The sequence below is a fragment of the Arsukibacterium perlucidum DSM 18276 genome (assembly GCF_000382165.1).
GTDB lineage: Bacteria > Pseudomonadota > Gammaproteobacteria > Enterobacterales > Alteromonadaceae > Alishewanella > Alishewanella perlucidum.
The window spans coordinates 269,763-293,648 of record NZ_KB907702.1 but is presented as its reverse complement, the minus strand read 5'-3'; the positions used below and the strand labels follow the sequence as shown (position 1 = coordinate 293,648).

Annotated in this window: 20 protein-coding genes and 1 pseudogene; 19 read left to right on the top strand and 2 right to left on the bottom strand. The window is 44.5% G+C overall.

Annotated elements, in window-relative coordinates; translation table 11 throughout:
• From H141_RS21715 to H141_RS0102800, 19 genes and pseudogenes are all read left to right on the top strand, one after another.
• Positions 1–252, top strand: a pseudogene (locus tag H141_RS21715) (hypothetical protein); the annotation flags it as partial.
• 102 nt (positions 253–354) lie between these two features.
• Positions 355–930, top strand: coding sequence for a dTDP-4-dehydrorhamnose 3,5-epimerase (rfbC, locus tag H141_RS0102885; protein ID WP_019674743.1), 576 nt, complete (start codon positions 355–357; stop codon positions 928–930).
• Positions 923–1,813 carry a dTDP-4-dehydrorhamnose reductase gene (gene rfbD / locus H141_RS0102880; protein ID WP_019674742.1) on the top strand — a complete coding sequence of 297 codons (891 nt, stop codon included), beginning with the start codon at positions 923–925 and terminating at the stop codon, positions 1,811–1,813. The genes rfbC and rfbD overlap by 8 nt, the downstream gene beginning before the upstream one ends.
• Before the next feature lie 307 nt (positions 1,814–2,120).
• Entirely contained in the window at positions 2,121–4,841 is a 2,721-nt protein-coding gene (locus tag H141_RS0102875; protein ID WP_051090359.1) for an SLBB domain-containing protein, read from the top strand.
• Positions 4,842–4,855: 14 nt separating this feature from the next.
• Positions 4,856–5,803: a Wzz/FepE/Etk N-terminal domain-containing protein gene (locus H141_RS0102870; RefSeq protein ID WP_019674739.1), complete on the top strand. Its 948-nt coding sequence runs from the start codon at positions 4,856–4,858 to the stop codon at positions 5,801–5,803.
• Positions 5,800–6,864 (top strand): dTDP-glucose 4,6-dehydratase, encoded by a 1,065-nt coding sequence (rfbB, locus tag H141_RS0102865; protein WP_019674738.1) that lies wholly within the window; start codon positions 5,800–5,802, stop codon positions 6,862–6,864. The genes H141_RS0102870 and rfbB overlap by 4 nt, the downstream gene beginning before the upstream one ends.
• Before the next feature lie 4 nt (positions 6,865–6,868).
• Positions 6,869–7,744, top strand: a complete 876-nt coding sequence (gene rfbA / locus H141_RS0102860) for a glucose-1-phosphate thymidylyltransferase RfbA (RefSeq protein ID WP_019674737.1) — start codon at positions 6,869–6,871, stop codon at positions 7,742–7,744.
• Between the two features lies 1 nt (position 7,745).
• Positions 7,746–8,318 (top strand): acyltransferase, encoded by a 573-nt coding sequence (locus H141_RS0102855; protein ID WP_019674736.1) that lies wholly within the window; start codon positions 7,746–7,748, stop codon positions 8,316–8,318.
• Positions 8,305–9,435 carry a dTDP-4-amino-4,6-dideoxygalactose transaminase gene (rffA, locus tag H141_RS0102850; protein WP_019674735.1) on the top strand — a complete coding sequence of 377 codons (1,131 nt, stop codon included), beginning with the start codon at positions 8,305–8,307 and terminating at the stop codon, positions 9,433–9,435. The genes H141_RS0102855 and rffA overlap by 14 nt, the downstream gene beginning before the upstream one ends.
• Positions 9,432–10,838, top strand: a complete 1,407-nt coding sequence (locus H141_RS19800) for a lipopolysaccharide biosynthesis protein (RefSeq protein ID WP_019674734.1) — start codon at positions 9,432–9,434, stop codon at positions 10,836–10,838. The genes rffA and H141_RS19800 overlap by 4 nt, the downstream gene beginning before the upstream one ends.
• Entirely contained in the window at positions 10,825–12,129 is a 1,305-nt protein-coding gene (locus tag H141_RS19795; protein ID WP_157610686.1) for a glycosyltransferase family protein, read from the top strand. Before H141_RS19800 ends, H141_RS19795 begins: the two co-directional genes overlap by 14 nt.
• Positions 12,130–12,134: 5 nt before the next feature.
• Positions 12,135–13,079 (top strand): EpsG family protein, encoded by a 945-nt coding sequence (locus H141_RS0102835; protein ID WP_083923017.1) that lies wholly within the window; start codon positions 12,135–12,137, stop codon positions 13,077–13,079.
• A gap of 317 nt (positions 13,080–13,396) precedes the next feature.
• On the top strand, positions 13,397–14,521 hold the full coding sequence (locus H141_RS0102830) for a glycosyltransferase (RefSeq protein ID WP_019674731.1): 1,125 nt from the start codon (positions 13,397–13,399) through the stop codon (positions 14,519–14,521).
• Positions 14,522–16,456, top strand: a complete 1,935-nt coding sequence (asnB, locus tag H141_RS0102825; protein ID WP_019674730.1) for an asparagine synthase (glutamine-hydrolyzing) — start codon at positions 14,522–14,524, stop codon at positions 16,454–16,456.
• Positions 16,453–18,714 carry a glycosyltransferase family 4 protein gene (locus H141_RS21710; protein ID WP_205620324.1) on the top strand — a complete coding sequence of 754 codons (2,262 nt, stop codon included), beginning with the start codon at positions 16,453–16,455 and terminating at the stop codon, positions 18,712–18,714. Before asnB ends, H141_RS21710 begins: the two co-directional genes overlap by 4 nt.
• Positions 18,704–19,657, top strand: coding sequence for a UDP-glucose 4-epimerase family protein (locus H141_RS0102815; protein WP_019674728.1), 954 nt, complete (start codon positions 18,704–18,706; stop codon positions 19,655–19,657). Before H141_RS21710 ends, H141_RS0102815 begins: the two co-directional genes overlap by 11 nt.
• Positions 19,658–19,869: 212 nt before the next feature.
• Positions 19,870–20,205, top strand: a complete 336-nt coding sequence (locus H141_RS0102810) for a four helix bundle protein (protein WP_240473080.1) — start codon at positions 19,870–19,872, stop codon at positions 20,203–20,205.
• A 160-nt stretch (positions 20,206–20,365) separates the two neighbouring features.
• Positions 20,366–20,923 carry a sugar transferase gene (locus H141_RS0102805; RefSeq protein ID WP_019674726.1) on the top strand — a complete coding sequence of 186 codons (558 nt, stop codon included), beginning with the start codon at positions 20,366–20,368 and terminating at the stop codon, positions 20,921–20,923.
• A gap of 26 nt (positions 20,924–20,949) precedes the next feature.
• Positions 20,950–21,951: an NAD-dependent epimerase gene (locus H141_RS0102800; protein ID WP_019674725.1), complete on the top strand. Its 1,002-nt coding sequence runs from the start codon at positions 20,950–20,952 to the stop codon at positions 21,949–21,951.
• A gap of 67 nt (positions 21,952–22,018) precedes the next feature.
• Here the strand turns inward: H141_RS0102800 and H141_RS19790 are convergent, their stop codons facing one another.
• Both H141_RS19790 and H141_RS20865 read right to left on the bottom strand, forming a co-directional pair.
• Positions 22,019–22,864 carry a glycosyltransferase gene (locus H141_RS19790; protein ID WP_019674724.1) on the bottom strand — a complete coding sequence of 282 codons (846 nt, stop codon included), beginning with the start codon at positions 22,862–22,864 and terminating at the stop codon, positions 22,019–22,021.
• Positions 22,857–23,804, bottom strand: a complete 948-nt coding sequence (locus tag H141_RS20865) for a glycosyltransferase family 2 protein (protein WP_019674723.1) — start codon at positions 23,802–23,804, stop codon at positions 22,857–22,859. The genes H141_RS19790 and H141_RS20865 overlap by 8 nt, the downstream gene beginning before the upstream one ends.
• Between the last annotated feature and the right edge of the window lie 82 nt (positions 23,805–23,886).

The window sequence follows — 23,886 nt, the reverse complement described above, 5'->3', positions numbered from 1 at the left end:
TTAGCAGTGCTGGTATTAATTGGTACTTTAGCGTTGTTTGCTATGAATTTTATTGGTGTAGCCGCAGAGCAAGCGGGGTTGGCTAAACGCTTCCAGGCAAACACTATCAAACATCGACGGGTACTCAGCTACTGTTACATCGCGGCAAGACTAATCCATCAAAGCGAACTTAGGATAACTTTAAAACATTGGTTATCCGGCGTTCTTTACTTCAAACGGAAAACCGCAGAGTATGGATTGTGTTGGAGCTAAATTCGTGGGGATCCCTCAGACTCTGACCCTTTTTAGTTTGGTAAGATACGACAATTAGCTGGTACAACAGATTAAGTGATGGGAAGCCAGAGTTAACAGCGCATGAAAATTAGCAAACTAACCTTAGCGGGTGCCTTATTGCTTGATCTTAAACCGCTTCGCGATGCGCGTGGCTATTTTACCGAAACCTACCGGCAACAGCAGCTGGACGAGGCGGCAGGACACCCTGTGCGATTTGTGCAGGATAACGAGGCGGTTTCGCAGTTTGGCGTGTTACGTGGCCTGCATTATCAAAAACCACCTTTTGCCCAAAGTAAGCTGGTGCGGGTAGTGCAGGGTGCGGTGCTGGACGTTATTGTTGATATTCGCCACGGCAGCGCTACTTTCGGCCAGCATCTGGTTACCGCTTTATCTGCCGATAAACCGCAACAGTTATTTATTCCTCGCGGTTTTGCTCATGGCTATCTGACCTTAACCCCGCAAGCAATGTTGCAATATAAAGTAGATAATCACTACAGCCCGGCAGATGATTGTGGTTTATATTATGCTGATCCAGTGCTGGCAATTGACTGGTCATTGCCAGCAAAGCAGCTTCAATTATCAGTAAAAGATCAGCAACAACCAATGCTGCGCGAACTTCCCGTGCATTTTAATATTACTGATAAGTTATATGACTAGCCGCATCCTGGTGTTAGGTGCATCTGGCCAGCTGGGCCAGGCTTTGCAAGCAGAAACAGCGTTATTGCCAGCAGCTAGTCGTCGGTTATTTAGCTTTGTACCGCGCCAGGCGTTGGATCTAACCGACAGCACAGCGCTTAAGCACTTTCTTAAGCAGCAAGCGCCGGCTATCATAATCAACGCCTGCGCCTATACTGCGGTGGATAACGCAGAACAGCAGGCCGAACTTGCATACCGTGTTAATCATCAGTTGGTTGTTGAACTCAGCCACTATGCCAAAGCCAGTGGGGCAGCGTTGCTGCATGTTAGTACCGACTATGTGTTTAATGGCAGGCAGCAGCAACCCTATACTGAAGCCGATAGCCCGGTGCCGCTTAACCAGTATGGTAAAAGCAAGCTGGCAGGCGAAATGGCAATGCTGGATATTGCCCCGGCTGGTTTAATTCTGCGTACCAGCTGGTTATACAGCGAGTTTGGCCACAATTTTGCCTGCAGTATCTGGCGTAAAATCCAGCAAGGCGAGCCGCTCAGGGTAGTTAATGACCAAACGGGCAGCCCAACTTATGCCCGTGAGCTGGCTGCACTTTGTTTGCAGCTGGTGATAACAGATAACTTTGCCGGGCGGTTTGCTAATACTCAGTTGCTGCACTGTGCCGGCGCCGGCCAGGCCAGCTGGTATCAGTTGGCACAGGAGATATTGCGGCTCAGTAGCCGGCAAGTTGCTATGAGTGCTGTTAGCAGTCAGCATTGGCCAGGCTTGGCAACACGGCCAGCTTACAGTGTATTGTGCAGTGCCAGCTTGCAGCAGCAATTTGGTCTTAGTTTGCCGCCGTGGCAAGATAGTTTGGCATCTTGTCTTCAGAAAATGGGTCTGAGTGAATAAATTATTCAGTAAAAGGGGTCTGAGTGAATAAGTTGCCGGTAAACAATGGCACTAGTGAGTCTTAAAAATAGTTTGCCGGTCATATGAGACTACTTTTTATGAAAACAGTTTTGATAGTACTGGTAACAGTGTCGTAAAAGAAAAAGCCATAGTCACTGTCTTAAATCAAAAATTCTGGTAGTATTTGCCGCCTGAATGCAGCTGGAATAGGCTGGTAGCAAGGAATTCGCTACCAAGGCATAAGCCAATCGCCGCGGTAAATTACAGTGTTGTAAAGTAAAAAAAACCTTAAAACGGGAGTTTACGGGTGTACAAAGTCATTAAAACCCTTGTAATTTGTTTGCTACTGACATTTTCAGCCGGCAATGTTTTAGCGGTTACGCCATCGCCAGCCATGCTGGAACAATTTAAAAAGCTGCCCCGTGCTGAACAAGAACGTTTAGCCCGTCAATATGGCTATCAGTTGCCTGGTGCCAATAATAGCAGTAACACTAACGCCCAACCCGAAGATGTTGAAAAGCTACAACAGCCCGACAGAGTAACCGAAGAGCTGCAAACCCGCAAAAAGCAGGACCAGCAAGCAGAGCGTTTTGGTCTGCGACTGTTTGATGCCGAAATCAGCACCTTTGCCCCGGTTAGTAATCAACCTGTTCCTGATAATTACGTACTAGGCGCTGGCGATCAGCTGTTACTTCAGTTGTTTGGTAAACAAAGCGACAGTTACACCCTGGATGTTGCGCGCGATGGCAACATAATGCTGCCCGATATTGGCCCGCTCAACGTTGCCGGCTTGCGTTTTAATAAAGCCAGTGAGCTTATTGTCGAACGGATCCGCAGCGCCAATATTGGCTTAAATGCCGCCGTTAGCATGGGGCAGCTCAGAACCATCAACATTTTTGTGGCCGGCGAAGCGAAATACCCCGGTGTTTATGCGGTTTCGGCGTTAACTACTGTTACTCAGGCGCTGTTTGTCGCCGGTGGCGTATCAGAGATTGGCAGCCTGCGCGAAATTGAAGTAAAACGCGCTGGCGAAACTGTCGCCAGCTTCGACCTGTACGATTTATTATTGCGCGGCGACAGCCGCAATGACGTTCATCTGAAACATGGTGACGTAGTATTTGTTGCGCCAGTTAAAGCATTGGCAGAGGTGCGCGGTGAAGTTAAGCGGCCAGCTATTTACGAAGTAAAACCAACAGATACACTTAACAACTTGCTGGCAATGGCAGGTGGCGCTAAAGCCAATGGCTATATTAATGCTGCAGTACTGGAACGTTATAATGAAAAACGTTTGCGTGGCTTTAGAAATGTTGACTTAACACAAGCTGCTGATAATGCTCTTCAAGTTAAAGCCGGTGATGTATTGCGTATAGCCGCCAGCTCTGAGCGGGTTGAAAACCAATTAGTATTAGCCGGTGCTGTTTCCCGCCCGGGTTTTTACGCCTGGCGCGAAGGTTATAAAGTAACAGATATTATTCGTTCACTCTGGTCAGATTTAATGCTCAGTGCCGACTTGCATTACGCCATTATTGTGCGGCAAATTAACAGTGCTGGCGATATTGAGGTTATCCAGTTTAATCTGGCAGATGCGCTGGATAATCCGGCGGGCCAAAACAATATTACCCTGAGTCCACGTGATAGTATCGTGGTGTTTCATCATGCCGATCAGCATTATCAGCGTGAGCAACTTAATCAGCATTTGCGCGACACTATTCTGGAAACGATAGAATTACCGCCAGAGCAACGCTGGCTTATTGGTGATTTAGCCAGCACAGCCTTTGTTGCTATACAGCAAGCAGAAACAGGAGACATGCCAGTTCGGCGGCGGCAGAACCAGGAGCCTCTGCTGTTTATGACAGAGCAGGAGCAACAGGATTTACTGCAGAAAACCTTAGCAGACATCCTTGAGGGTATTTACACCGATAATGACGCTTTGCAGTTAAGTGTCCACTTCAACCGGCAGGAGTTGTTGTACCCGGTTTTGCAAAAGCTGAAACAACAGGCCAGAGCTAACGACAATTTAAAAATTGTTACCGTCGGGGGTGACGTTAAGGTACCCGGAGATTATCCGTTAGCTGTTAACAGCAAGGTTACCGATTTGGTAGCGGCTGCTGGTGGCCTGAACGATTCTGCTTATTTTAACCGTGCCGAACTAAGCCGCACTTCTGACACTAACACCCAGTTAAATGGCGTGACGATTAACCATAAAGCTATCGATCTAGCGGCGGTTTATGCCGGTAATGCCGAGGATGTGGCGTTACACAGCCGCGATCGCTTAAATATTTTTGCCACCCCAGACTGGAAAACCAATCGTGAAGTGACATTAGCCGGTGAGGTTCGCTTTCCGGGTACTTATAAAGTACGCCAGGGCGAGCGGTTATCTGATGTTATTCAGCGAGCTGGTGGCTTAACTGAAAATGCTTTTGCTTTTGGTGCAATATTTACCCGTGAGCAAATACAGAAAAAAGAAGCCGCGCAGATGGAAAAGCTGCTGGAGCAGTTAAGATCAGACGTTGCTACCCGGGCCTTATCTACAGAGCGTGCGCAGGCAACCCCGCAAGACTCACTATTATTACTCAGAGAACTGGGCAAGATTGAACCTGTTGGTCGTCTGGTTATAAATCTGGAACAAATTGTTGCGCAAAACCCATTATTTGACATGGTGGTAGAAGATAAAGATATCCTGCATGTGCCGCGTTACAACCGGGCGATAACCATAGTGGGCGAAGTACAATATGCAGGTAGTCACCGGTTTGATGGTGAGTTGTCGGTATCTGATTACCTGACTCTGGCCGGTGGTTTTCGTAAACGTGCGGATGACGAGCGGGTATATATTGTAAGAGCCGACGGCTCTGTTGCGTTGCCTGGTTCAGGTGGCTGGTTCAGTCGTAATAAAGCCAATTTATTGCCAGGCGATACTATAGTAGTGCCGCTTGATACTGAATATAAAGACAACCTGACGCTATGGGGCCAAATTACCCAAATTTTCTATCAGTCTGCCATCGCCTTAGCGGCGCTCAACAGCTTCTAATTTTGGGAAAGATAATGACGACTGATTTAGTAAAGACTGCAGCAAACAAAGCGAATAACACCGATGAAATCGGTTTGTCTGAGTTATTTCAGGCAGTATGGCGGGCCAAGTTCTGGTTGGCAGGGGTGTCGTTCCTGGTAGCGGTAGCCACGGCGTTGTATAGCCTTACATTACCCAACATCTATCGCTCAGAAGCACTGGTTACGCCGGTAACTGAGGGCGCTGGTGGCAATCTTTCCAGTTTAGCCGGCCAGTTTGGCGGCATTGCTTCATTGGCTGGTATTAACTTGGGTGGCAAAGAAGGCAATAAAACGTCAATTGCCCTGGAAAAGCTTCGGTCGCGGGAGTTTTTCTTCACATTTGCAGAAAAACATCAGGTTTTAGTGCCGTTAATGGCAGCAAAATCCTGGGATCCGGATAGCGGCCAGTTAATACTGGATGGCGACATATATGATGAAAAAACAGATCAGTGGCTGCGCAACGTTAAGCATCCACGGCAACCAAAGCCGAGTTTATTAGAATCTCACGAAACTTTTCTGGAAAACCTTACTGTTAGTGAAGAAAAAGAGCGTGGTGTTATTAAAATTTCATTTGACCATGTGTCGCCGGTTATCGCCCGCGCTTGGGTAACTGCACTGGTTGCCGATATTAATGATGAAATGCGCCAGGCGGATATCCAGGAAGCCGAGCTGGGCATTGCTTATCTGGAGCAGCAAATTGAACAAACCAAAATCAGTGAAATTCGCTCAGTGCTTTACCAGTTAATTGAAGAGCAAACCAAAACCCTGATGCTAACCAATGTAAAGCCCGAGTACGTTTTTGAAACTATTGATGCCGCCGTAGTACCTGAACTAAAACTCAAACCCGGCCGGGCAATAATGGTAATAGGTGCCGCTTTGCTTACCGGCATTCTGGGTGTGGGTATTGTGTTAATCCGTTTAGTGTTAAGTAAAGAAGCATGAAAATTCTGATTACAGGCGGGGCCGGTTTTATTGGCTCAGCAGTGGTGCGCCATATTATCAGCAGCACCGCAGCAAGCGTTATCAACGTAGATAAATTAACTTATGCCGGTAATCTGCATTCAGTCGCCAGTGTATCGGACAACCCACGCTACCAATTTGAGCAGGTTGATATCTGCAACCGCAGTGAACTTGAGCGGGTTTTCAAACAGCACCAGCCAGACGCCGTAATGCATCTGGCAGCTGAAAGCCATGTCGACCGTTCCATTGACGGCCCGGCGGCGTTTATCGAAACCAATATAATTGGCACATACACCCTGCTGGAAGTCGCCCGCCATTACTGGCACAGCCTGGATGCAGCACGCAAAACAGCATTTCGGTTTCATCATATCTCTACCGATGAAGTGTTTGGTGACTTACACGGCAGCGACGACTTATTTACCGAAACCACGCCTTATGCACCCAGCAGCCCGTATTCTGCCAGCAAGGCCAGTTCCGACCATTTAGTGCGGGCCTGGCACCGCACCTACGGCTTGCCGGTACTGGTAACGAATTGTTCAAATAATTATGGGCCCTATCATTTCCCGGAAAAGTTAATTCCGCTGATGATCTTAAATGCCTTAGCCGGTAAACCGCTGCCGGTATACGGTAAAGGTAACCAAATCCGTGACTGGTTGTTTGTCGAAGACCACGCCCGCGCCTTGTACCAAGTGGTTACCGAAGGCGTAGTAGGCGAAACCTATAATATTGGCGGCCACAATGAGAAGCAAAATATCGAAGTGGTGCATACCCTCTGCGCATTACTTGAGGAATTAGCACCGGAGAAACCAGTCGGTGTTGAGCGCTACGAAGACTTAATTACCTATGTTACTGACCGTCCAGGCCACGACCTGCGCTACGCCATAGACGCTGGTAAAATTCAGCATGAACTGGGCTGGCAACCTGAAGAAACTTTTGACAGCGGGTTGCGTAAAACAGTGCAGTGGTTTTTGCAGAACAAAGACTGGTGGCAACCGGTATTGGATGGCAGTTATAGCATGCAGCGGTTAGGGCAGGGAGTTTAACTCAATGAAAGGAATTATACTGGCCGGCGGCTCAGGCACCCGGTTATACCCGATAACCCGCGGCGTTTCTAAGCAGTTATTACCGGTGTACGATAAACCGATGATCTACTATCCGCTGTCGGTGCTTATGCTGGCAGGCATTCGCGACATTTTAATTATTACCACCCCGGAAGATCAGCCTGCATTTCAACGCTTGCTCGGCGATGGTAGTGACTTTGGCATAAACCTCAGCTATGCCATTCAACACAGCCCTGACGGCCTGGCACAAGCCTTTATTATTGGTGAGCACTTTATCGGTAACGACAGTGTTTGTTTGGTGCTGGGTGACAATATATTTTATGGCCCTGGCTTTAGCCCAAAGTTAAAGCAAGCTGCAGCGCGTGCAAGTGGTGCAACCGTTTTTGCATATCAGGTCAAAGACCCTGAGCGTTTTGGCGTAGTGGAGTTTGACGAAGACCGCAGAGCCATTTCAATTGAAGAAAAGCCTACTAAGCCAAAATCAAATTGCGCGGTAACCGGGTTGTATTTTTACGACAACAGCGTAATTGAAATTGCTAAAAATATTCAGCCTTCAGCACGTGGTGAGCTTGAAATAACGTGTGTTAATCGTGAGTATTTACGACAAAATAAATTGCATGTTGAAGTGCTTGGCCGCGGTTTTGCCTGGTTGGATACCGGAACATACGACAGCTTGATAGAAGCTGGCTCCTTTGTCCAGACTATAGAATATAGACAAGGCTATAAAATTGCTGTTTTGGAAGAAATAGCATTTTATAACAAATGGTTATCTAAAGAGCAGCTGATAATTTCAGGTCAGCAGTTATCTAAGAACTCCTACGGCGAGTATCTTATTCAAATTGCAAACGAACACAGAAGTTAATATGGCTTATTTAACACAGACGCAGTTGGAAGCACTTGGGTTCAAGTCATTAGGCAAAAACGTCAGAATAAGTGATAAAGCTGCAATTTATAATCCGGACCAGATTTCAATAGGTGACAATAGTCGTATTGATGACTTTTGTATTGTCTCCGGTAGGGTTAGCATCGGCTGCTATTGTCATATAACCCCAATGTGTCTCGTTGCAGGTGGTATTCCGGGCATAACGTTAGAAGATTTTTGCACCCTTGCTTATGGTGTGAAAATATTTTCCCAATCGGATGATTACTCTGGCTCAACCATGGTTAACTCACTTATCCCCAAAAAATTCAAAAATGAGTTGTTTGCACCTGTATTGCTTGCACGTCAAACCATTGTTGGCGCAGGTGCCACGATAATGCCAGGAGTTACTTTAGCAGAAGGCTGTGCGGTTGGGGCGATGTCACTGGTCACCAAGAGTACGCAGCCCTGGGGCATATATACAGGTATTCCTGCAAATCGATTAAAAGATCGGAAGCGCGATTTGTTAGCGTTGGAACAACAGTTTCTTAGAGAGCACAATAATGATTCCATTTAACCGGCCCCCATACACTGGCAATGAAGACGAGTATGTTTTAGCCGCTATGCGTAGTAGCAAAATGAGTGGCGATGGAGAATTTACACTTTTATGTCAAAAATGGTTTGAAAATCAGCTGGGCTGTCAAAAGACTCTGCTGACACCATCGTGCACTCATGCCTTGGAAATGGCAGCTATCCTGGTTGATATTCAACCAGGTGATGAAGTTATTATGCCAAGTTATACCTTCGTCAGTACCGCAAACCCTTTTGTTCTCAGAGGAGCAACAATTGTATTTGTCGATGTTCGTCCTGATACGATGAATATTGATGAGCGTTTAATAGAAGCCGCAATTACCAAAAAAACTAAAGCAATAGTTCCGGTGCATTATGCTGGAGTGAGCTGCGATATGGACGCCATCATGTCGATTGCAGAGAAGCACAATCTTTTTGTGGTAGAAGATGCAGCACAGGCCGTACTGTCGTTTTATAAAAATACGCCAGTGGGAACCAGAGGTCACCTTGCCGCATTCAGCTTTCATGAAACAAAGAACTTTACCAGTGGTGGTGAAGGAGGATTACTAATTATTAATGATGAGCAATTTTCTCATCGGGCAGAAATAATAAGAGAAAAAGGCACAAATCGCAGTCAGTTCTTCAGAGGTATGGTTGATAAATACACCTGGGTTGATGTTGGTAGCAGTTATTTGCCATCTGAAATTCAAGCCGCATATTTATACGGCCAGTTGAAACATTCAGAATTAATTTGTCAGCGTCGTCTTGCTATCTGGCAGCAATATCATCATGGTCTGATAGCGCTGGAACAAAAAGGTGTGCTGCAACGGCCCGTGACACCGCAGCACTGTGAGCACAATGCTCACATGTATTACATCAAAGTCCCTGACCTTGAAACGCGTAGTAACCTGATAACATATTTAAAGCAGCATGATATTGGTGCGGTGTTTCACTATGTTCCTTTGCACTCTGCTGTCGCAGGTAATAAATTTGGTCGTTTTGCCGGGGAAGATACGTACACTACAGAGCACAGTGAGCGCCTGATTCGTTTACCACTCTACTTCAGTATTACTGACGATGAGGTAAAACATGTAATCGATACGATTAAGGCATTTTTTAGTTGAAACTCAAAACTTTAATGGGGTATGCATCTGGTACAGCTATAGGTGCGTTACTCAGCTTTGCAATATTGCCAGCATTAGCATGGGCTTTTACCCAGGAAGATGTTGGGAAAATAGTTATGTTGCAAGTGGCATGCTCATTAGTCGCTGTGATGTTCAGCTTGGGCTTAGATCAATCCTATGTTCGTGAATTTAATGAAGTTGATGACAAATCCGTATTGGCGAAATCCTGTATTATACCGGGTTTATGTTTGTTACTTGTTTTTAGTTTAATCACAACTTTTTATAGTGATTCAGTTAGTGAATTACTTTTAGGCACATCTGATACATTTTTTCTTTCAGTTGCTATATTTTCATTTTTCACTTTATTTTTTGAAAGATTTTTTTCCGTATTTATCAGAATGCAGGAATGGGCACTTGCTTATTCTGTAACTAAAATCCTGCCAAAGGCTTTTTTTCTATCTTTTGTTATATCAGCCTTCTTTTATAAAGAGTTCCAACAATTCAACACATTAATTTTAATGCAGGCTTTTAGTTGGCTAATAGCTGTGACGGTAATGGCTATTTATCTCAGAAAAAACCTTAAAAGTACATTGATGTCGTCTATTGATGTTGGAAAACTAAAACCACTTTTGTATTTCGGACTCCCTTTGGTTATCAATGGAATAGCTTTTTGGGGTTTAACGTACATTGATCGACTAATGCTAGCGCATTATTCGTCTTTTGCTGACGTGGGGTTATATGCTTTAGCTGCAGGTTTTGCTGGCATTGCTATGTTATTTCAGCAAATATTTGCAACAGTCTGGCATCCAACTATATATCGCTGGGTCGCAGAAGGAGTGAATGTTGAACGCGTAAATGCAATCTCTAATATATTGCAGTTGTTTGCCTTCCTGTTAATAGCCATAGTCGGCTGCTTTTCCTGGGTGTTACCGTATTTTTTGCCGGCAGAGTATTTTGCGATAGAGTTTATAATTATTGCATGTTTAATTCAGCCTTTGTTTATTATGATCTCCGAAGTATCAGGGGTAGGGATTAGTGTCGCACGCTCAACTAAATTCCTTCCTGCAATTACCATTATATCCCTGGTTTGCAATGTGTTACTCAATATGTTGCTGATACCAATTTTTGGTGCTGCAGGGGCGGCGGTATCTACAGCTATATCAATTGGCCTATATTTGCTGTTAAAGACTGAGCTATCTATGCGTCTTTGGCATGCATTTCCAAGAGCTAGATTTTACTTGTGCGGTTCAATAGTACTTATCGGCTGCGTTTCTCATGGGCTGGCAAATGCAGAAACGGCAAAATTCTTCATCTTTGCCTGGGTTTGCCTGGCTGTCTTCGTTGTTTGGATATATAGAGATATTTTGCCACAACTGAAAGTCATAAAAAATGGGGCGTTTTAAGGTGCTTTTTATTCACAGTTCGTTAGGAATGGGGGGGGTTGAAACCTTCTATCTCAGGATGGCAAAGCAACGAGCATCGGAAGGTAAGTCGACAGTTATTATACTGCTTTCCAATGAACGCAGAAGCGATAGTAGTCTCTTGGCTGAAGCTAAAAAGTATGCAAAAGTTCTTTTTTTGAAAGATTTAACCTATTTGCCAAATAATCTTGTGTGGTTAATACCTTTTCATCTTTCTTTGCTTATTCCATTAAAAACCAATATTCGAAAGCAATTAAATGAAATCACACATGTACATGTTTCTTGTGGCATATGCGCCTTTTTCTATGCTCACTTATCAAAGTTTGTAGCTAAAAATGTCAAGTTCACAATAGGTTTGTATCATTCACTTGAATTTTGTTGGGGTGGCGAGGTGTTACCTTATTTTGAACGCAAGAATCGACAGCTCTTTTTCGACACGATCGATAGGAAAAGTATTATATTTTTTAATGAATCAATGGTACCCCTTTATGAAAAACTAAGTGGTCAGTCTTTTCGTAATGTAAATTTATTTCCATTGGGCGTTATTGAGAAGGTAGCTCCTGTCACCGCTGTATCAAATCCTGGTTTGAAATTGCTGCGACTCGTTTCGGTGGGCCGCCTGGTTGCGTTTAAAACTTATAACCTACATATGCTCGATGTCGTTGCTAATTTACAAAAACGCGGTATACCCGTTGTTTACGACATCTATGGTGATGGTCCAATGCAACAGGACATGAAACTAAAAATAGATGACTATGGGTTGTCTTCAATTGTTTCTCTCAAAGGACGTTTAGACTATAGTCTGTTTTCTGATGTTGTATCTTCATATGATATTTTTATTGGTTCAGGCACTGCAATTGTCCAGGCTGCTGGTCTTGGAGTCAGTGCTATCGTTGGCATCGAAAACGTCGATGCCCCCGAAACCTATGGCTTTCTGGCAGACTTGCCTGGCTTTTCATATAACGAGGATGGTTTGTATGTTAAAAAGCCAATAACAGAGGTAATTGAAAAATTTTACTGTCTGGACCAAAAAAGTAGGATTAAATTTTCACACAAACATGTAGAGAAGGCATTAGAATTTTCTATGGAGAAGTGCTCACTTAACTTCGACAACACACCTCATTCAATTTTAAATGATGATACTCGCAATCGATATAGCAACGCAGTTTTCCGGCTGCGTTATTCTGCTAGCTTTATTTTTACATCTTTCATGGCGAAGCTAAAAGGTTCTTCGCTTTCTGAACAAGTTAGAGTGAACTCTGCGAGGGAGTAGCTAGCTTGATAAGATCATTCCTTATTTTTTGTATTTCAGCTATTTATGCGACTCTACTTGCATCATTTCCTATGGATGGGGTGATGGACAGAGATAACTATCTAGATATGGCTAGGGTGTCTCCGCTTATTTTAGCTCGTAATTTGGGAAATGGTGTTAACGCTTTGTTGGCCAATGAACCAGTATGGTTTACTATTAATTCAGCTCTTGGCTTTTTTTTTATTGATATTGTCGTTGTAAGAATTATTGTGTTTTTTAGCGCTTTTACAGTGTCGTATCTACTATTAAAACACAACCCCAAAAACGTTTTTTGGCTTCTACTCGTGCTGTTATTCCCGCAAGTTATGAAAAACTTCGTGGTTCATATACGACAAGGCTTGGCGATATCCATATTCATGATTGGTTGGTATTGTATTGGTAATAAAAAAAGGCTGTTTTTTATCGGACTATCACCGTTTATTCACTCTAGCTTTTTTATAATTATCGCAGTAATGCTGGGTGGATGGGTTTTTAAAAAGCTCAGGGCAGCACCTGATTTCAAACTGTTATTATATTTCTGTGCTTCTCTCTCTATGGCCTTACTAGTCACTCAGTTAGCCTCTTTGATTGGTGCACGACAGGCTAGCACTACTGCGATGATGGCTGAGTCGACTAGCGGGATAGGTTTTTTATTTTGGGCCGGAATGTTTGTAATTCTTTTGTTGCAAGGCCGACGTTTTTTGCATGAATATACTATTGCCACTGGGATTCTAATTTTGTATCTGGCGTCGTATTTTTTTACGCCTATTGCAGGACGGGTTTTTGAAAGTGGGATTTTACTAGTTCTACTTGCCGTTCTCGCTACAACCGGCTGGCGAAAAATTATTGCTGTGACGGTCTTATTAGCATTTAACGTAGCGCTAATGTTAGTGAAATACTCGCAACCTTTAATGGGGTTTGCCGCTAGCTAACTAAGCAATATGATCAAATAAAGTTGTGGGGAATGTATTTTTTACACGTATATTAAACTTCCTAGCTGGGATTTTTTTTATTTTTAAATGTATAAAGATCATTTTTAAGTGAGTTAATTTATTCCTTGTTATTAAATAAACACTTCCTCGGTTTTTTGAATAATAAGGATTTTTGTTTTTCACCATATTGATTTCTAAATATATATTATTTTTAGTTTATTTTGTTTTTGTTTTTGTTTTATTACTTTAATCTATGGTCATACTGGTAAGTAGTATTACTATTTTTTCTTTAATGAGGTTAGTTTTGGTGATAAATAATGACTAGCATTGTTCATGTTATTTCTAGTTTAACAACCGGTGGGGCCGAAATGTCATTGCTTAGACTATGTCGGGAACAAGTTAAGCGTTATAACAAAGTAACCGTTATTAGTTTACAGCCACAATCTGAATTGTATCAGCAGTTTATCAACGCAAACGTAAAAGTGGTTTGCCTTAACATGACTAACGCTGGTCAGGTTTTTTCAACACTTTTAGCTCTGAGAAACGCAATTAAAAAAGCTTCGCCGGATATCGTGCATAGCTGGATGTATTATTCAAATTTTTTAGTCAGCTTAGCCTGTACAGGTTTTCCTCAGCCTGTTATCTGGGCGGTTCGTCGCACAGAGGTGCCAGCAAAGTCCATTTTTAGTCGTATGTTTATGAAATCATGTGCTTTGCTTTCGCATTTTGCTCCGTCAAGAGTGTGTTATAACGCGCATGCGGGTATTAAAGCACATGAAGGTTTTGGTTATGCTAGAGCAAAATCAGTATTTATTGCTAATGGATTTGATTTCGAAAGCGCCGCTGAGCAGGTAGTTGATAGGCTGGAATTAAGGTCACGTCAGGGTTTGGATAACAATGTACCTGTTGTACTATGTGTAGCACGTTGGCACTTAGACAAAGGTCAGGATCTGCTAATTGAGGCACTCTCGATAGTTAAACAGGACTTCGACACAGTTAAATTAGTGTTGGTTGGTCGTGGTTGCGATATTAATAACTCAGCGGTAAGTTCACAGTTAGAAAAGTTCAGTGTTGGCGATAACGTAATTTTAGTCGGAGAACAGTTGCCCGTTGAACCGTGGTTTGGTATGGCGGATTTGTATTGTATGCCATCACGTACTGAAGGCTTTCCAAATGCTTTGGTTGAAGCCATGGCTCTCGATCTTCCCTGTGTTGCGACTGATGTTGGAGATGTGGCCACTATTGTTGATGAAGGGGTGTATTTAGTAGAACCTGAGCCGCAAGCCTTAGCTCAAGCCATTATTAGTCAGTTGGCAAGGTCGCAGCAGCAACGTTTAATTAACGCAAGAAAGGCAGGCGCAAAAATTCGTAAGCGTTTCGCTATTACAGAAATTACAGAAAATTATGATAAGTTGTACCGCAAGGTACTGGAGTCGTTATAAATGTGCGGTTTTGCGGGTTTTTTTTCTCAGGGTAAACCAGTTCAGCAAGCAGAGTTGATACTTGAAAATATGGGCGCTGCCATTCAAGCCCGTGGACCAGACAGCGGTGATGTTTGGTTTGATGCAACAATGGGTATAGGCCTGTCACATCGGCGGCTTGCAATTGTTGATTTGTCTGCTGCTGGTGCTCAGCCCATGCACTCTGCAACAGGGCGCTATGTTATTGCCTTTAATGGTGAAATTTATAACCATCTTGATATACGTGCCGAGCTTGATGCGCTGGGGCCAGGCCTTAGTTGGCGTGGGCATTCTGACACTGAAACCTTACTGGCTGCGGTTGAGCAGTGGGGCTTAGAGCAAGCACTGCAGCGTTGTATTGGTATGTTTGCGCTGGCGTTGTGGGACAATAAAAATCGAGAACTGTTGTTAGCGCGTGATCGATTGGGAGAAAAACCACTATATTTTGGTTTTCAAGGCGAAACGCTCATTTTCGGTTCAGAATTAAAAGCGTTGCAACAGCACCCCGATTTTCAGGGCCAGATTAACCGTGACGCACTGTGCAGTTTGTTACGGCACAACTATATACCCGCGCCGTTTAGTGTTTATCAGGGCATTGAAAAGTTGTTGCCGGGTAATATTGCCAGAGTTGGTATAGCCGACAAGATTATACACAAGCACCAATATTGGTCTGCGTTGGCCAGCCGAAATGCTAGTGATTTTACTGTTTCATCAGAAAAAGACTATTTGCAGCAGTTGGAGCAGTTGTTAAAAGCTGCAGTTAAACGACAGATGATGGCTGATGTGCCACTGGGTGCCTTTTTGTCAGGTGGTATAGATTCATCTCTTATCGTTGCTTTAATGCAAAGCCAGTCGGATAAACCCATTAAAACCTTTTCGATTGGTTTTCAGCAGAAAGAATTCGATGAAGCTGTGTTTGCTGCTAAGGTTGCTGAACACTTGGGAACTGAACACCGCGAGCTGTATGTTAGTGAGCAGGATATTCTTGCCCTGGTACCTAAGCTGGCAGAGATCTACGACGAGCCTTTTGCCGACTCCTCTCAGTTACCTACGTATTTGGTATGCCAGATGGCTCGCCAGCATGTGACAGTTGCCTTGAGTGGTGATGCAGGTGATGAGTTATTCTGTGGTTATTCCCGTTACACCCTGGCTCTCGGGCTGTGGCAACGTATTAGCAAACTGCCCTCTTTTTTACGTCGTGGCTTGGCGGCTTTGATACTAGCAGTGCCAGTTTGTTGGCTAAATGCTTTTTCAGGAATGCTGCGCGGCCGATTGAAAGGCGGCTTGCTTGGCGATAAATTGCATAAAGCTGCTGCGCTTTTCAGTGCGCAAAGTTTTGATCAGCTGTATTTGAAGTTAACCTCTCACACAGACTCGCCGCAAGAGTGGGTGATGCAAGGTAGTGAGCCGACTACACCACTTATTCAAGCGCGAGCATTAGTTAACAGCACTGAACCGTTGCAAAGGGCAATGGCATTTGATTCAGTGTCTTACCTGCCTGATGACATTTTAGTTAAAGTAGACCGCGCAGCAATGGCTAACTCACTGGAAACACGTGTGCCGCTGCTTGATCACACACTTTATGAGTTTGCTTCGAAAACACCATTATCGTTAAAGATCCGCCAAGGTAAAACTAAGTGGGCATTACGTCAGATTTTATTCCGCTATGTTCCGTCAGAGTTAATTGAACGGCCGAAAAAAGGCTTCTCGGTACCGCTGGCTGATTGGTTGCGTGGTCCATTGAGGGAGTGGGCAGCAGACCTATTAGATAAAGAAAAATTGCAAGTTCAAGGTTTCTTTGATGCAGAAAAAGTTGAAAAACTATGGTTAGAACATCTGTCCGAAATGCGAAATTGGCAAAGCTTATTGTGGAGTATTTTGATGTTTCAACTGTGGTTAGAGAAATATCATAAATGAGAAAAACTCTCTTATTTATAGTCAATGTGGATTGGTTTTTCGTCAGTCACCGTTTACCTATCGCCTTAAAGGCGCAAAGTGACGGCTATGATGTTCATATAATGTGTAACTTCACAGACAAGTATGAGCACCTCAGCAAGCTTGGCTTCACGTTACACGAAGTTCCGTTTGACAGAAGCGGTGGTGGTTTTTTGCATGAGTTTAAAACGCTTTGCGTAATTTGGAGCGGAGTCAGGAAAATCAAACCAGACATTCTGCATGCAATTACCATAAAACCGGTGTTATATGGTGGGCTTATTGCAAGGCTGGCTAATGTTAAATTAGTTGTTTTTGCAGTGTCAGGATTGGGTTTGGTTTTTGTGGCCGATGGTATTAAAGCAAGAATTAGACGGTCTTTTGTAAAAGCGTTATATAAACTTGCTTTTGGAGTTCGTTCTTTAAAAGTTATTTTTCAGAACCCGGTTGATAAAGCCGTATTGCAAAAAGTTGTTGGATTAAAAGAAAACGACTGTGTAATGATAAAAGGCTCAGGGGCTGATCTTAACGAATATCACTATGTCGAAGAGCCAGCAAACGAAGTTCCTGTGATAATTATGGCTGCAAGACTTCTAAGAGAGAAGGGAGTTTATCAATTTGTTGATACAGCAAGGGCTATTAATTCATCAACAAAAAAAGCAAGATTTCTTCTAGTTGGTGAGCCAGACCATGGAAACCCAAATTCAATTACAGAGGCTGAGATAGATAATTGGAAAAGAGAGGGATTTGTAGAGTTTCTCGGTTTTAGAGACGATATTGCCTCGTTATTTTCGTTATCAAACTTAGTTGTACTGCCGTCTTTTTATGGAGAGGGCCTACCGAAAGTTTTGATTGAAGCCGCTGCTTGTGGCAGAGCTATTGTTACAACGGATAACCCCGGCTGCGCAGAAGCATTGATAGATGGGGTTACCGGGCTTATAGTTCCGACTAAAAACGTTGTTGCGTTGACTGAAGCTATTCGGTTGTTAATTGAGAGTCCTGAAAAGCGCAAAGAAATGGGCGTAAGAGGCCGTGAATTCGCTGAACGCGAGTTTGATGTTGAAAGTGTTGTGTTAAAACATTTAGAGATCTACGCAACCTTCACACCGAAAATGGTATTTGTGGTAAACATTGCTAAGTTTTTCTTATCGCATTGGCTGCCAGAGGCCGAGGAAGCCAGGCGAAAAGGCTATGATGTGCATGTCGCCACCATGGCCGGGCCGGAAGTGCCGCAAATTATTCAGGCAGGGCTTACTCATCACGTTATCCCACTTAGCCGCAGTGGCAAAAATATATTTGCAGAATTAAAGTCATTTTTTTATTTGCTGAAATTGTTTCGTCAACTGCAACCTACGCTTGTTCATCTTATGACCATTAAACCGGTTATTTATGGTGGCCTTGCTGCGCGTATCACTAAGGTTCCTGGTGTGCTGGCAGTAGTTACCGGGCTGGGTTACGTATTTATTCATCAGGGAGTGCGTGCCGTATTAGTGCGCAGCCTGGTAAGTTTTTTATATAAAAGAGTATTTGCGCACCCAAATTTGCTGGCGGTGTTTGAAAATGACTCTGATATGAAAAGTTTTTTAGATTCCGGAATTGTGGTACCGGGAAAAGCGCGAATTATTAATGGCGCCGGCGTTGATCTGGAGCAGTATGATGTCGTTCCTGAGCCCACAGATAGCTTTACCGTAACATTTGCCGCCAGGCTTTTAAAAGACAAAGGCTTTAGCGAATTTGTTGCTGCCGCCAGATTACTGAAACTGAAATATCCTGAGCTTCGTTTTTGGGTAGCTGGCGACACTGATGAAGGTAACCCGGCATCGATATCACCACTGCTTATTCAGCAACTGGAAAAGGAGCAACTGGTAGAGTTTTTAGGGTTTAGGGATGATATTCCACAGGTTTTCGCTAACAGTAATCTGGTTGTGCTGCCTTCGTACCGGGAAGGGTTTCCTAAAGTGCTGATAGAAGCGGCTTCTTGTGGCCGGGCGATTATTACTACTGATGTGCCAGGCTGCCGCCACGCCATTGTTGACGGTGAAACCGGCATTCTGGTGCCGGTTAAAAAAGTGCAGCCATTAGCTGATGCCATAGAGTATTTGTTTTTAAACGAGGCGCAACGCTTCAAGATGGCTGAAAATGGCAGATTGCTGGCGTTGCAAAAATATAATATTAACAATACCGTAAGCGCCTATTTTGAGTTGTATTCGGAATTAGAGAGCGAGACGCTTAATGGCAGATAAAACGATAGTGGTAACCGGAGCCAGCGGTTTTGTTGGTAGCGCTGTACTGGTAAAAGCCGCTACCACGGGCAATAAGATAGTTGCAATAAGCCGCACCCCACTAACTCACAACACTGCGGCTGTTCAGGTGCAGATACCTGAGCTAAATGGCGATACGAACTGGCAACCGGTTTTAGCGAAAGGTGGTGTTGAGGTAATTATCCATGCTGCCGCCAGGGTTCATCAGATGCAAGAGAATGCGGTTGATCCTTTGTTAGCATACCGGGAAGTTAATACGGCCGGAACATTGAATCTTGCCCGGCAAGCCGCAGCAGCCGGGGTAAAACGTTTTATTTTTATCAGTTCAATTAAAGTAAATGGTGAAGCTACTGCCCCAGGGCGGCCATTTAAACATGATGATACACCACAACCACAAGACCCTTACGGCGTGTCTAAGGCCGAAGCTGAAGCAGGCTTAAAACAGCTGGCTTCAGATAGCGGCATGGAGATTGTTATAATCCGGCCGCCGCTGGTGTATGGCAAAGGTGTTAAGGCTAACTTCGCCACTATGTTAAAGTGGGCACAGAAAAACTTGCCGCTACCGCTTGGTGCCATCCACAATAGGCGCAGTATGGTGGCGCTGGATAACCTGGTTGATTTAATTGTGACCTGTATTGACCATCCTAATGCAGCTAATCAGACATTTCTGGTAAGTGATAACCAGGATGTGTCGACCAGTGAACTATTGCAAATGATGACAGTTGCCGCCGGCAAAAAGCCCCGGCTTATTCCTGTACCGGTTAGTTGGTTAAAACTGCTGGGAAAAGTTACCGGCAAACAAGCAGTAATAGACAGGTTATGCGGTAATTTGCAGCTGGATATTGAACATACTAAAGCAACGTTAGGCTGGACACCGTCAGTGACGGTGGAGCAGGGTATTAGGTGTTGTTTTGTTGAAAAGTAGTTACTAGCTGACTATGTCAGCGGTGACAGGTGACTAGTCGGCAATGCCGACGGTGACGAGCTTGCTTTGTAAGTAGTGACGAGTAACAAGTGATGGGTGACCAGTCGCTGAGGCGGCGGTGACTAGCTGACTACGTCAGCAGTTACTTGTCACTGGCGGCTTTGCCGCCTTGTTACTGCTATTGAAAAAAGGACTTATCGATGCACTACGACTTGAAAGTATGGCAGTTGGCGATGGATCTGGTTACGGATGTTTATGCAATAACCAAGCTGTTTCCTGATTCTGAGAAGTTTGGATTAGCGTCACAGATGCAAAGAGCCGCAGTGTCTGTACCAAGCAATATTGCTGAGGGTGCCGGACGCGAAAGTGATGCAGATTTTATGCGTTTTCTGGTCATTGCCAGAGGCTCTTTAAGTGAGCTGGAAACACAGGTATTGATTTCTCAGCGTTTAGGCTACGTTGACGATGTTAATGAGCAGCTCGATAGAATAAGAGAAATTTTTAAGCTACTCAAAGGGTTGATTAGAAAAGTTAAAAGCAGTGACTAGTTGCCTGCGGCAACAGTAACGAGCTTGCTTCGCAAGCAGTTACTAGCTCGCAGAGCGAGCGGTAACTTGTCACTGCTGCGAGCGCAGCTAGTCACTGTTCGCCAAGCGAACTGGTCACTGCTGACGTAGTCAGCTAGTCACTTAGTAAACAAGAGGATCTATGTTAATTCGTTTATTAGACATTATTTTTGCCCTGTGCGGCTTGGTGTTTGGTTTTCCGGTGCTGGTTATTCTTACCATTATTGGCTTATTTGATACCGGTTCACCTATTTTCAGGCAGCAACGGGTAGGGCGGCATAAAAAGCCTTTTACCCTGGTAAAGTTTCGTACTATGAAGCCAGACACCGCCCATGTCGCCAGCCATCTGGCAAGTGCCAGTTCCATAACCCCTTTTGGTGGTTTTTTACGTAAAACCAAGCTGGATGAGCTGCCGCAGTTGTGGAATGTATTAAAAGGTGAAATGAGCTTAGTCGGCCCCAGGCCATGTTTATTTAACCAGCAGGAATTAATAGCTGAACGCGAGCAGCGCGGTGTGCTAAATGCCCGGCCCGGCATTACCGGCCTGGCCCAGGTGAATGATATTGATATGTCGACCCCGGAACTACTGGCAAAAACCGACGCCAGCATGTTGGAAAATTTAAGCATTGGCACTTACTTTAAATATATTTTTATGACGGTTGCCGGCAAGGGCAGTGGCGACAGAGTTAAAAAAGACTAACCGCAATTTATTTGGAAAAAACGTAGATGAATTTTTTAGTAACGGGTGCCGCAGGTTTTATTGGTTCTTTTGTTTGTGCACGCTTGCTTAGCGCTGGCCACAACGTAACCGGCATTGATAATTTAAACGACTATTACGACGTGCAGCTAAAACGTGACCGTCTGGCGCCACTGCAAGCACAAACGGGGTTTAGCTTTGTCCAGCTGGATTTGGCGGACCGGGCGGGCGTAGCCGATTTATTTGCCACCGGGCAATTCCAGCGGGTTATTCATCTGGGCGCACAGGCTGGTGTCAGGTATTCACTGGAAAACCCGATGGCGTATGCCGATAGCAACATTATCGGCACCCTGACCATCCTGGAAGGCTGCCGCCAGCATAAAATTGAGCATTTGGTTTATGCCTCGTCCAGCTCGGTATATGGCATGAACAGCAAAATGCCGTTTAGCACGACCGACAGGGTTGACCACCCGGTTTCGCTGTATGCCGCAACCAAAAAAGCCAATGAACTAATGGCCCATACTTACAGCCATTTATATGGTATTCCCACAACCGGGCTGCGCTTTTTTACCGTTTACGGCCCGTGGGGCCGGCCTGATATGGCGCCTTTTCTGTTTACTAAAGCCATTCTGGCCGGCGAGCCGATTAAAGTGTTTAATCATGGCCAGATGATGCGCGATTTCACCTATATCGATGACATCGTAGAGGGCATACTGCGCATTCAGGAACAACCACCTGTTGCTAACCCCCAGTGGCAAAGCAGTGATGCTTCAGCCAGTTTTGCTCCCTATAAAATATTTAATATTGGTAATAACCAGCCAGTAAAGCTGATGACCTTTATCGAAGCCATCGAAAAGGCCACCGGTAAAACCGCCATTAAAGAATATTACCCGATGCAGGATGGTGATGTACCAGCTACTTATGCCGATATTGATGATTTACAGGCGGCAGTAGGGTTTAAACCAGCAATGCCAATAGAGCAGGGCATGCAGCAGTTCGTAAACTGGTACCGCGATTATTATCAATGCTAAAGCCCGGCCTGTGGTTGCGGGTATTAAGGTAGAATATGGTGCCATAATGGCTGCTTATTAAAGCTGCTCAGCGGCGGCGACTTAGCAAGCGAACAGCTAACATTTTTGCCAGGGGTATTGCATTGCGGACACCTGATAAACGGATAAGCTTTAAAATATCAGGTTCGCCACCATACAGCGCGCAAAAAAAACGCTGACTTTTAAGTTGCTGTTTTGTAAGGGAAGATTTATGTTTTTTTATTAAGGCCTGGTGCCCCTCAACCCGTTTGTGTAGCGCTGAAATGCGGGGTGAGTCATGTTCCTGATGTACCACATAGCTTTGGTTCGGCAAACGAATACCCGGGCCAAAGCGACAAATAAGCCGGATCCAGACATCGTAGTCTTGGCATGCCACCAGCGCAGGGTCAAAACCACCAATTTGCTGCAAATAACAGGTCAGCGTAAAAACCTGATTACCCACATCATTAATATTTTTAATGCTGTTGCAGTTGATACGTGTTGCCCGCCTGCCGCTTTTTATCTGTTTGCCACCAGGCAAAATAAAATGATAACCGGTGCAAAGCAGGGATATGTCAGTGCTTTGCTGCCAGGCATCGACAAAAGCGCTGATCCGGCCAGGTAAAAATTCATCATCATCATCTAAGCCGGTAATAAAAACACCTTTGGCGCTGCTGATTGCTTGATTTCGGGCGCTGCAGGCACCTGCACTTTGCACGTTGCTGATCAGGCGAATATTGGCTGATAGTTGACAGATTTCTGCTATCTGCTTTTTGCATTCTTCAGTTGAACCATCGTCAACGACAATGATCTCCAGGTTCTGGTAATCTTGACGCAGAGTACTTTGTATCGCGCGCTGTAAAAGCTCAGGCCGGTTTTTAGTTGGAATATAAACAGTAACCAGAGGTTTATTCATCAGAGTTAACCGCGTTACGTTTGTTTTTTACCCATTGCAATAAAGCCGCGGGGCAGCATGCGATTATGGCGATAATTGCAGCCTGTGCTAAAGAAAAACGTCGTACTATGCGTAAGTAACTCCAGGCAAGACTTCGCTGGCCATTCAGCACCGCGCCGGCAGCATGCAGCACTGCGCTGTTGCGGCAAAAGCGCTGCACCGCAATAACGTTTTGTGCTGAGGCTGTTTGTTGCCAATGACTACTACCCAAAAAGTGGGAAATATGACAGCTTATTTCCTGCAGTTTGCGGTCTTTTGTCCGGTTTTCGGCATTTCGGAAAATGGTTGCGCCGCAATAATTATCGTGCATTACCGGCCCATAAATAGCTAACGATAAAATCAGCTGTAAATCTTCGCCAACATGTTTTGCCTGGGGGAACCCCCCTACCTTTACAAACGCAACTTTATTGACGGCCATGGCGGACGGGTGAATTAGCGCCCGATCCTTGGTAAATAGCGCAACAAAGTTGGTTAGCTCCCCTTTGAGATGGTTTTTTGCTGCGCCGCCCGGCTTGAATAGCTGATTATTTTCATCAATAAACTGAATTCTGCAGCAAAATAAGGCGGCGTTAGGGTTTAACGCTATTAAATCGACAATTTTTTGTAGAAAGTCAGGCTGATAGCAATCATCAGCATCTAAAAAAGCAACGTAATCAGCAGTAGCAATTCTGACCCCATAATTGCGCGCAGCTGCAGCGCCCTGATTAGTTTGCGATACCAGCTTTAGCCGTGGGTCAGCTAAATGTTGAATTTTAGCAACACTGCCATCAGTAGAGCCATCGTCAACAATGATTAATTCAAAATTTTCAAATGACTGAACTAAAACGGAGTCTATAGCTCGAATTATCGAATTTTCTTTATTAAAAAGCGGAATAACCACAGAAACTGCAGGCGTAGTCATGATGAACTGGTTAAACGGAACATTGGATTACCTTGTGTGGTCGGTTAACTTCGCATTTTTTCTCAATGATAAAAGCTCAGTT

Bases quoted from the DNA above. Each gene is read 5' to 3' on its own strand.
- H141_RS0102855 (WP_019674736.1), top strand. From the start codon at position 7,746: ATGGCTTATTTAACACAGACGCAGTTGGAAGCACTTGGGTTCAAGTCA.
- H141_RS0102800 (WP_019674725.1), top strand. From the start codon at position 20,950: ATGAATTTTTTAGTAACGGGTGCCGCAGGTTTTATTGGTTCTTTTGTT.
- H141_RS0102815 (WP_019674728.1), top strand. From the start codon at position 18,704: ATGGCAGATAAAACGATAGTGGTAACCGGAGCCAGCGGTTTTGTTGGT.
- rffA (WP_019674735.1), top strand. From the start codon at position 8,305: ATGATTCCATTTAACCGGCCCCCATACACTGGCAATGAAGACGAGTAT.
- H141_RS0102805 (WP_019674726.1), top strand. From the start codon at position 20,366: ATGTTAATTCGTTTATTAGACATTATTTTTGCCCTGTGCGGCTTGGTG.
- rfbC (WP_019674743.1), top strand. From the start codon at position 355: ATGAAAATTAGCAAACTAACCTTAGCGGGTGCCTTATTGCTTGATCTT.
- H141_RS21710 (WP_205620324.1), top strand. From the start codon at position 16,453: ATGAGAAAAACTCTCTTATTTATAGTCAATGTGGATTGGTTTTTCGTC.
- rfbB (WP_019674738.1), top strand. From the start codon at position 5,800: ATGAAAATTCTGATTACAGGCGGGGCCGGTTTTATTGGCTCAGCAGTG.
- H141_RS20865 (WP_019674723.1), bottom strand. From the start codon at position 23,804: ATGACTACGCCTGCAGTTTCTGTGGTTATTCCGCTTTTTAATAAAGAA.
- H141_RS0102870 (WP_019674739.1), top strand. From the start codon at position 4,856: ATGACGACTGATTTAGTAAAGACTGCAGCAAACAAAGCGAATAACACC.
- H141_RS19790 (WP_019674724.1), bottom strand. From the start codon at position 22,864: ATGAATAAACCTCTGGTTACTGTTTATATTCCAACTAAAAACCGGCCT.
- rfbD (WP_019674742.1), top strand. From the start codon at position 923: ATGACTAGCCGCATCCTGGTGTTAGGTGCATCTGGCCAGCTGGGCCAG.
- H141_RS0102830 (WP_019674731.1), top strand. From the start codon at position 13,397: ATGACTAGCATTGTTCATGTTATTTCTAGTTTAACAACCGGTGGGGCC.
- H141_RS19795 (WP_157610686.1), top strand. From the start codon at position 10,825: ATGGGGCGTTTTAAGGTGCTTTTTATTCACAGTTCGTTAGGAATGGGG.
- rfbA (WP_019674737.1), top strand. From the start codon at position 6,869: ATGAAAGGAATTATACTGGCCGGCGGCTCAGGCACCCGGTTATACCCG.
- asnB (WP_019674730.1), top strand. From the start codon at position 14,522: ATGTGCGGTTTTGCGGGTTTTTTTTCTCAGGGTAAACCAGTTCAGCAA.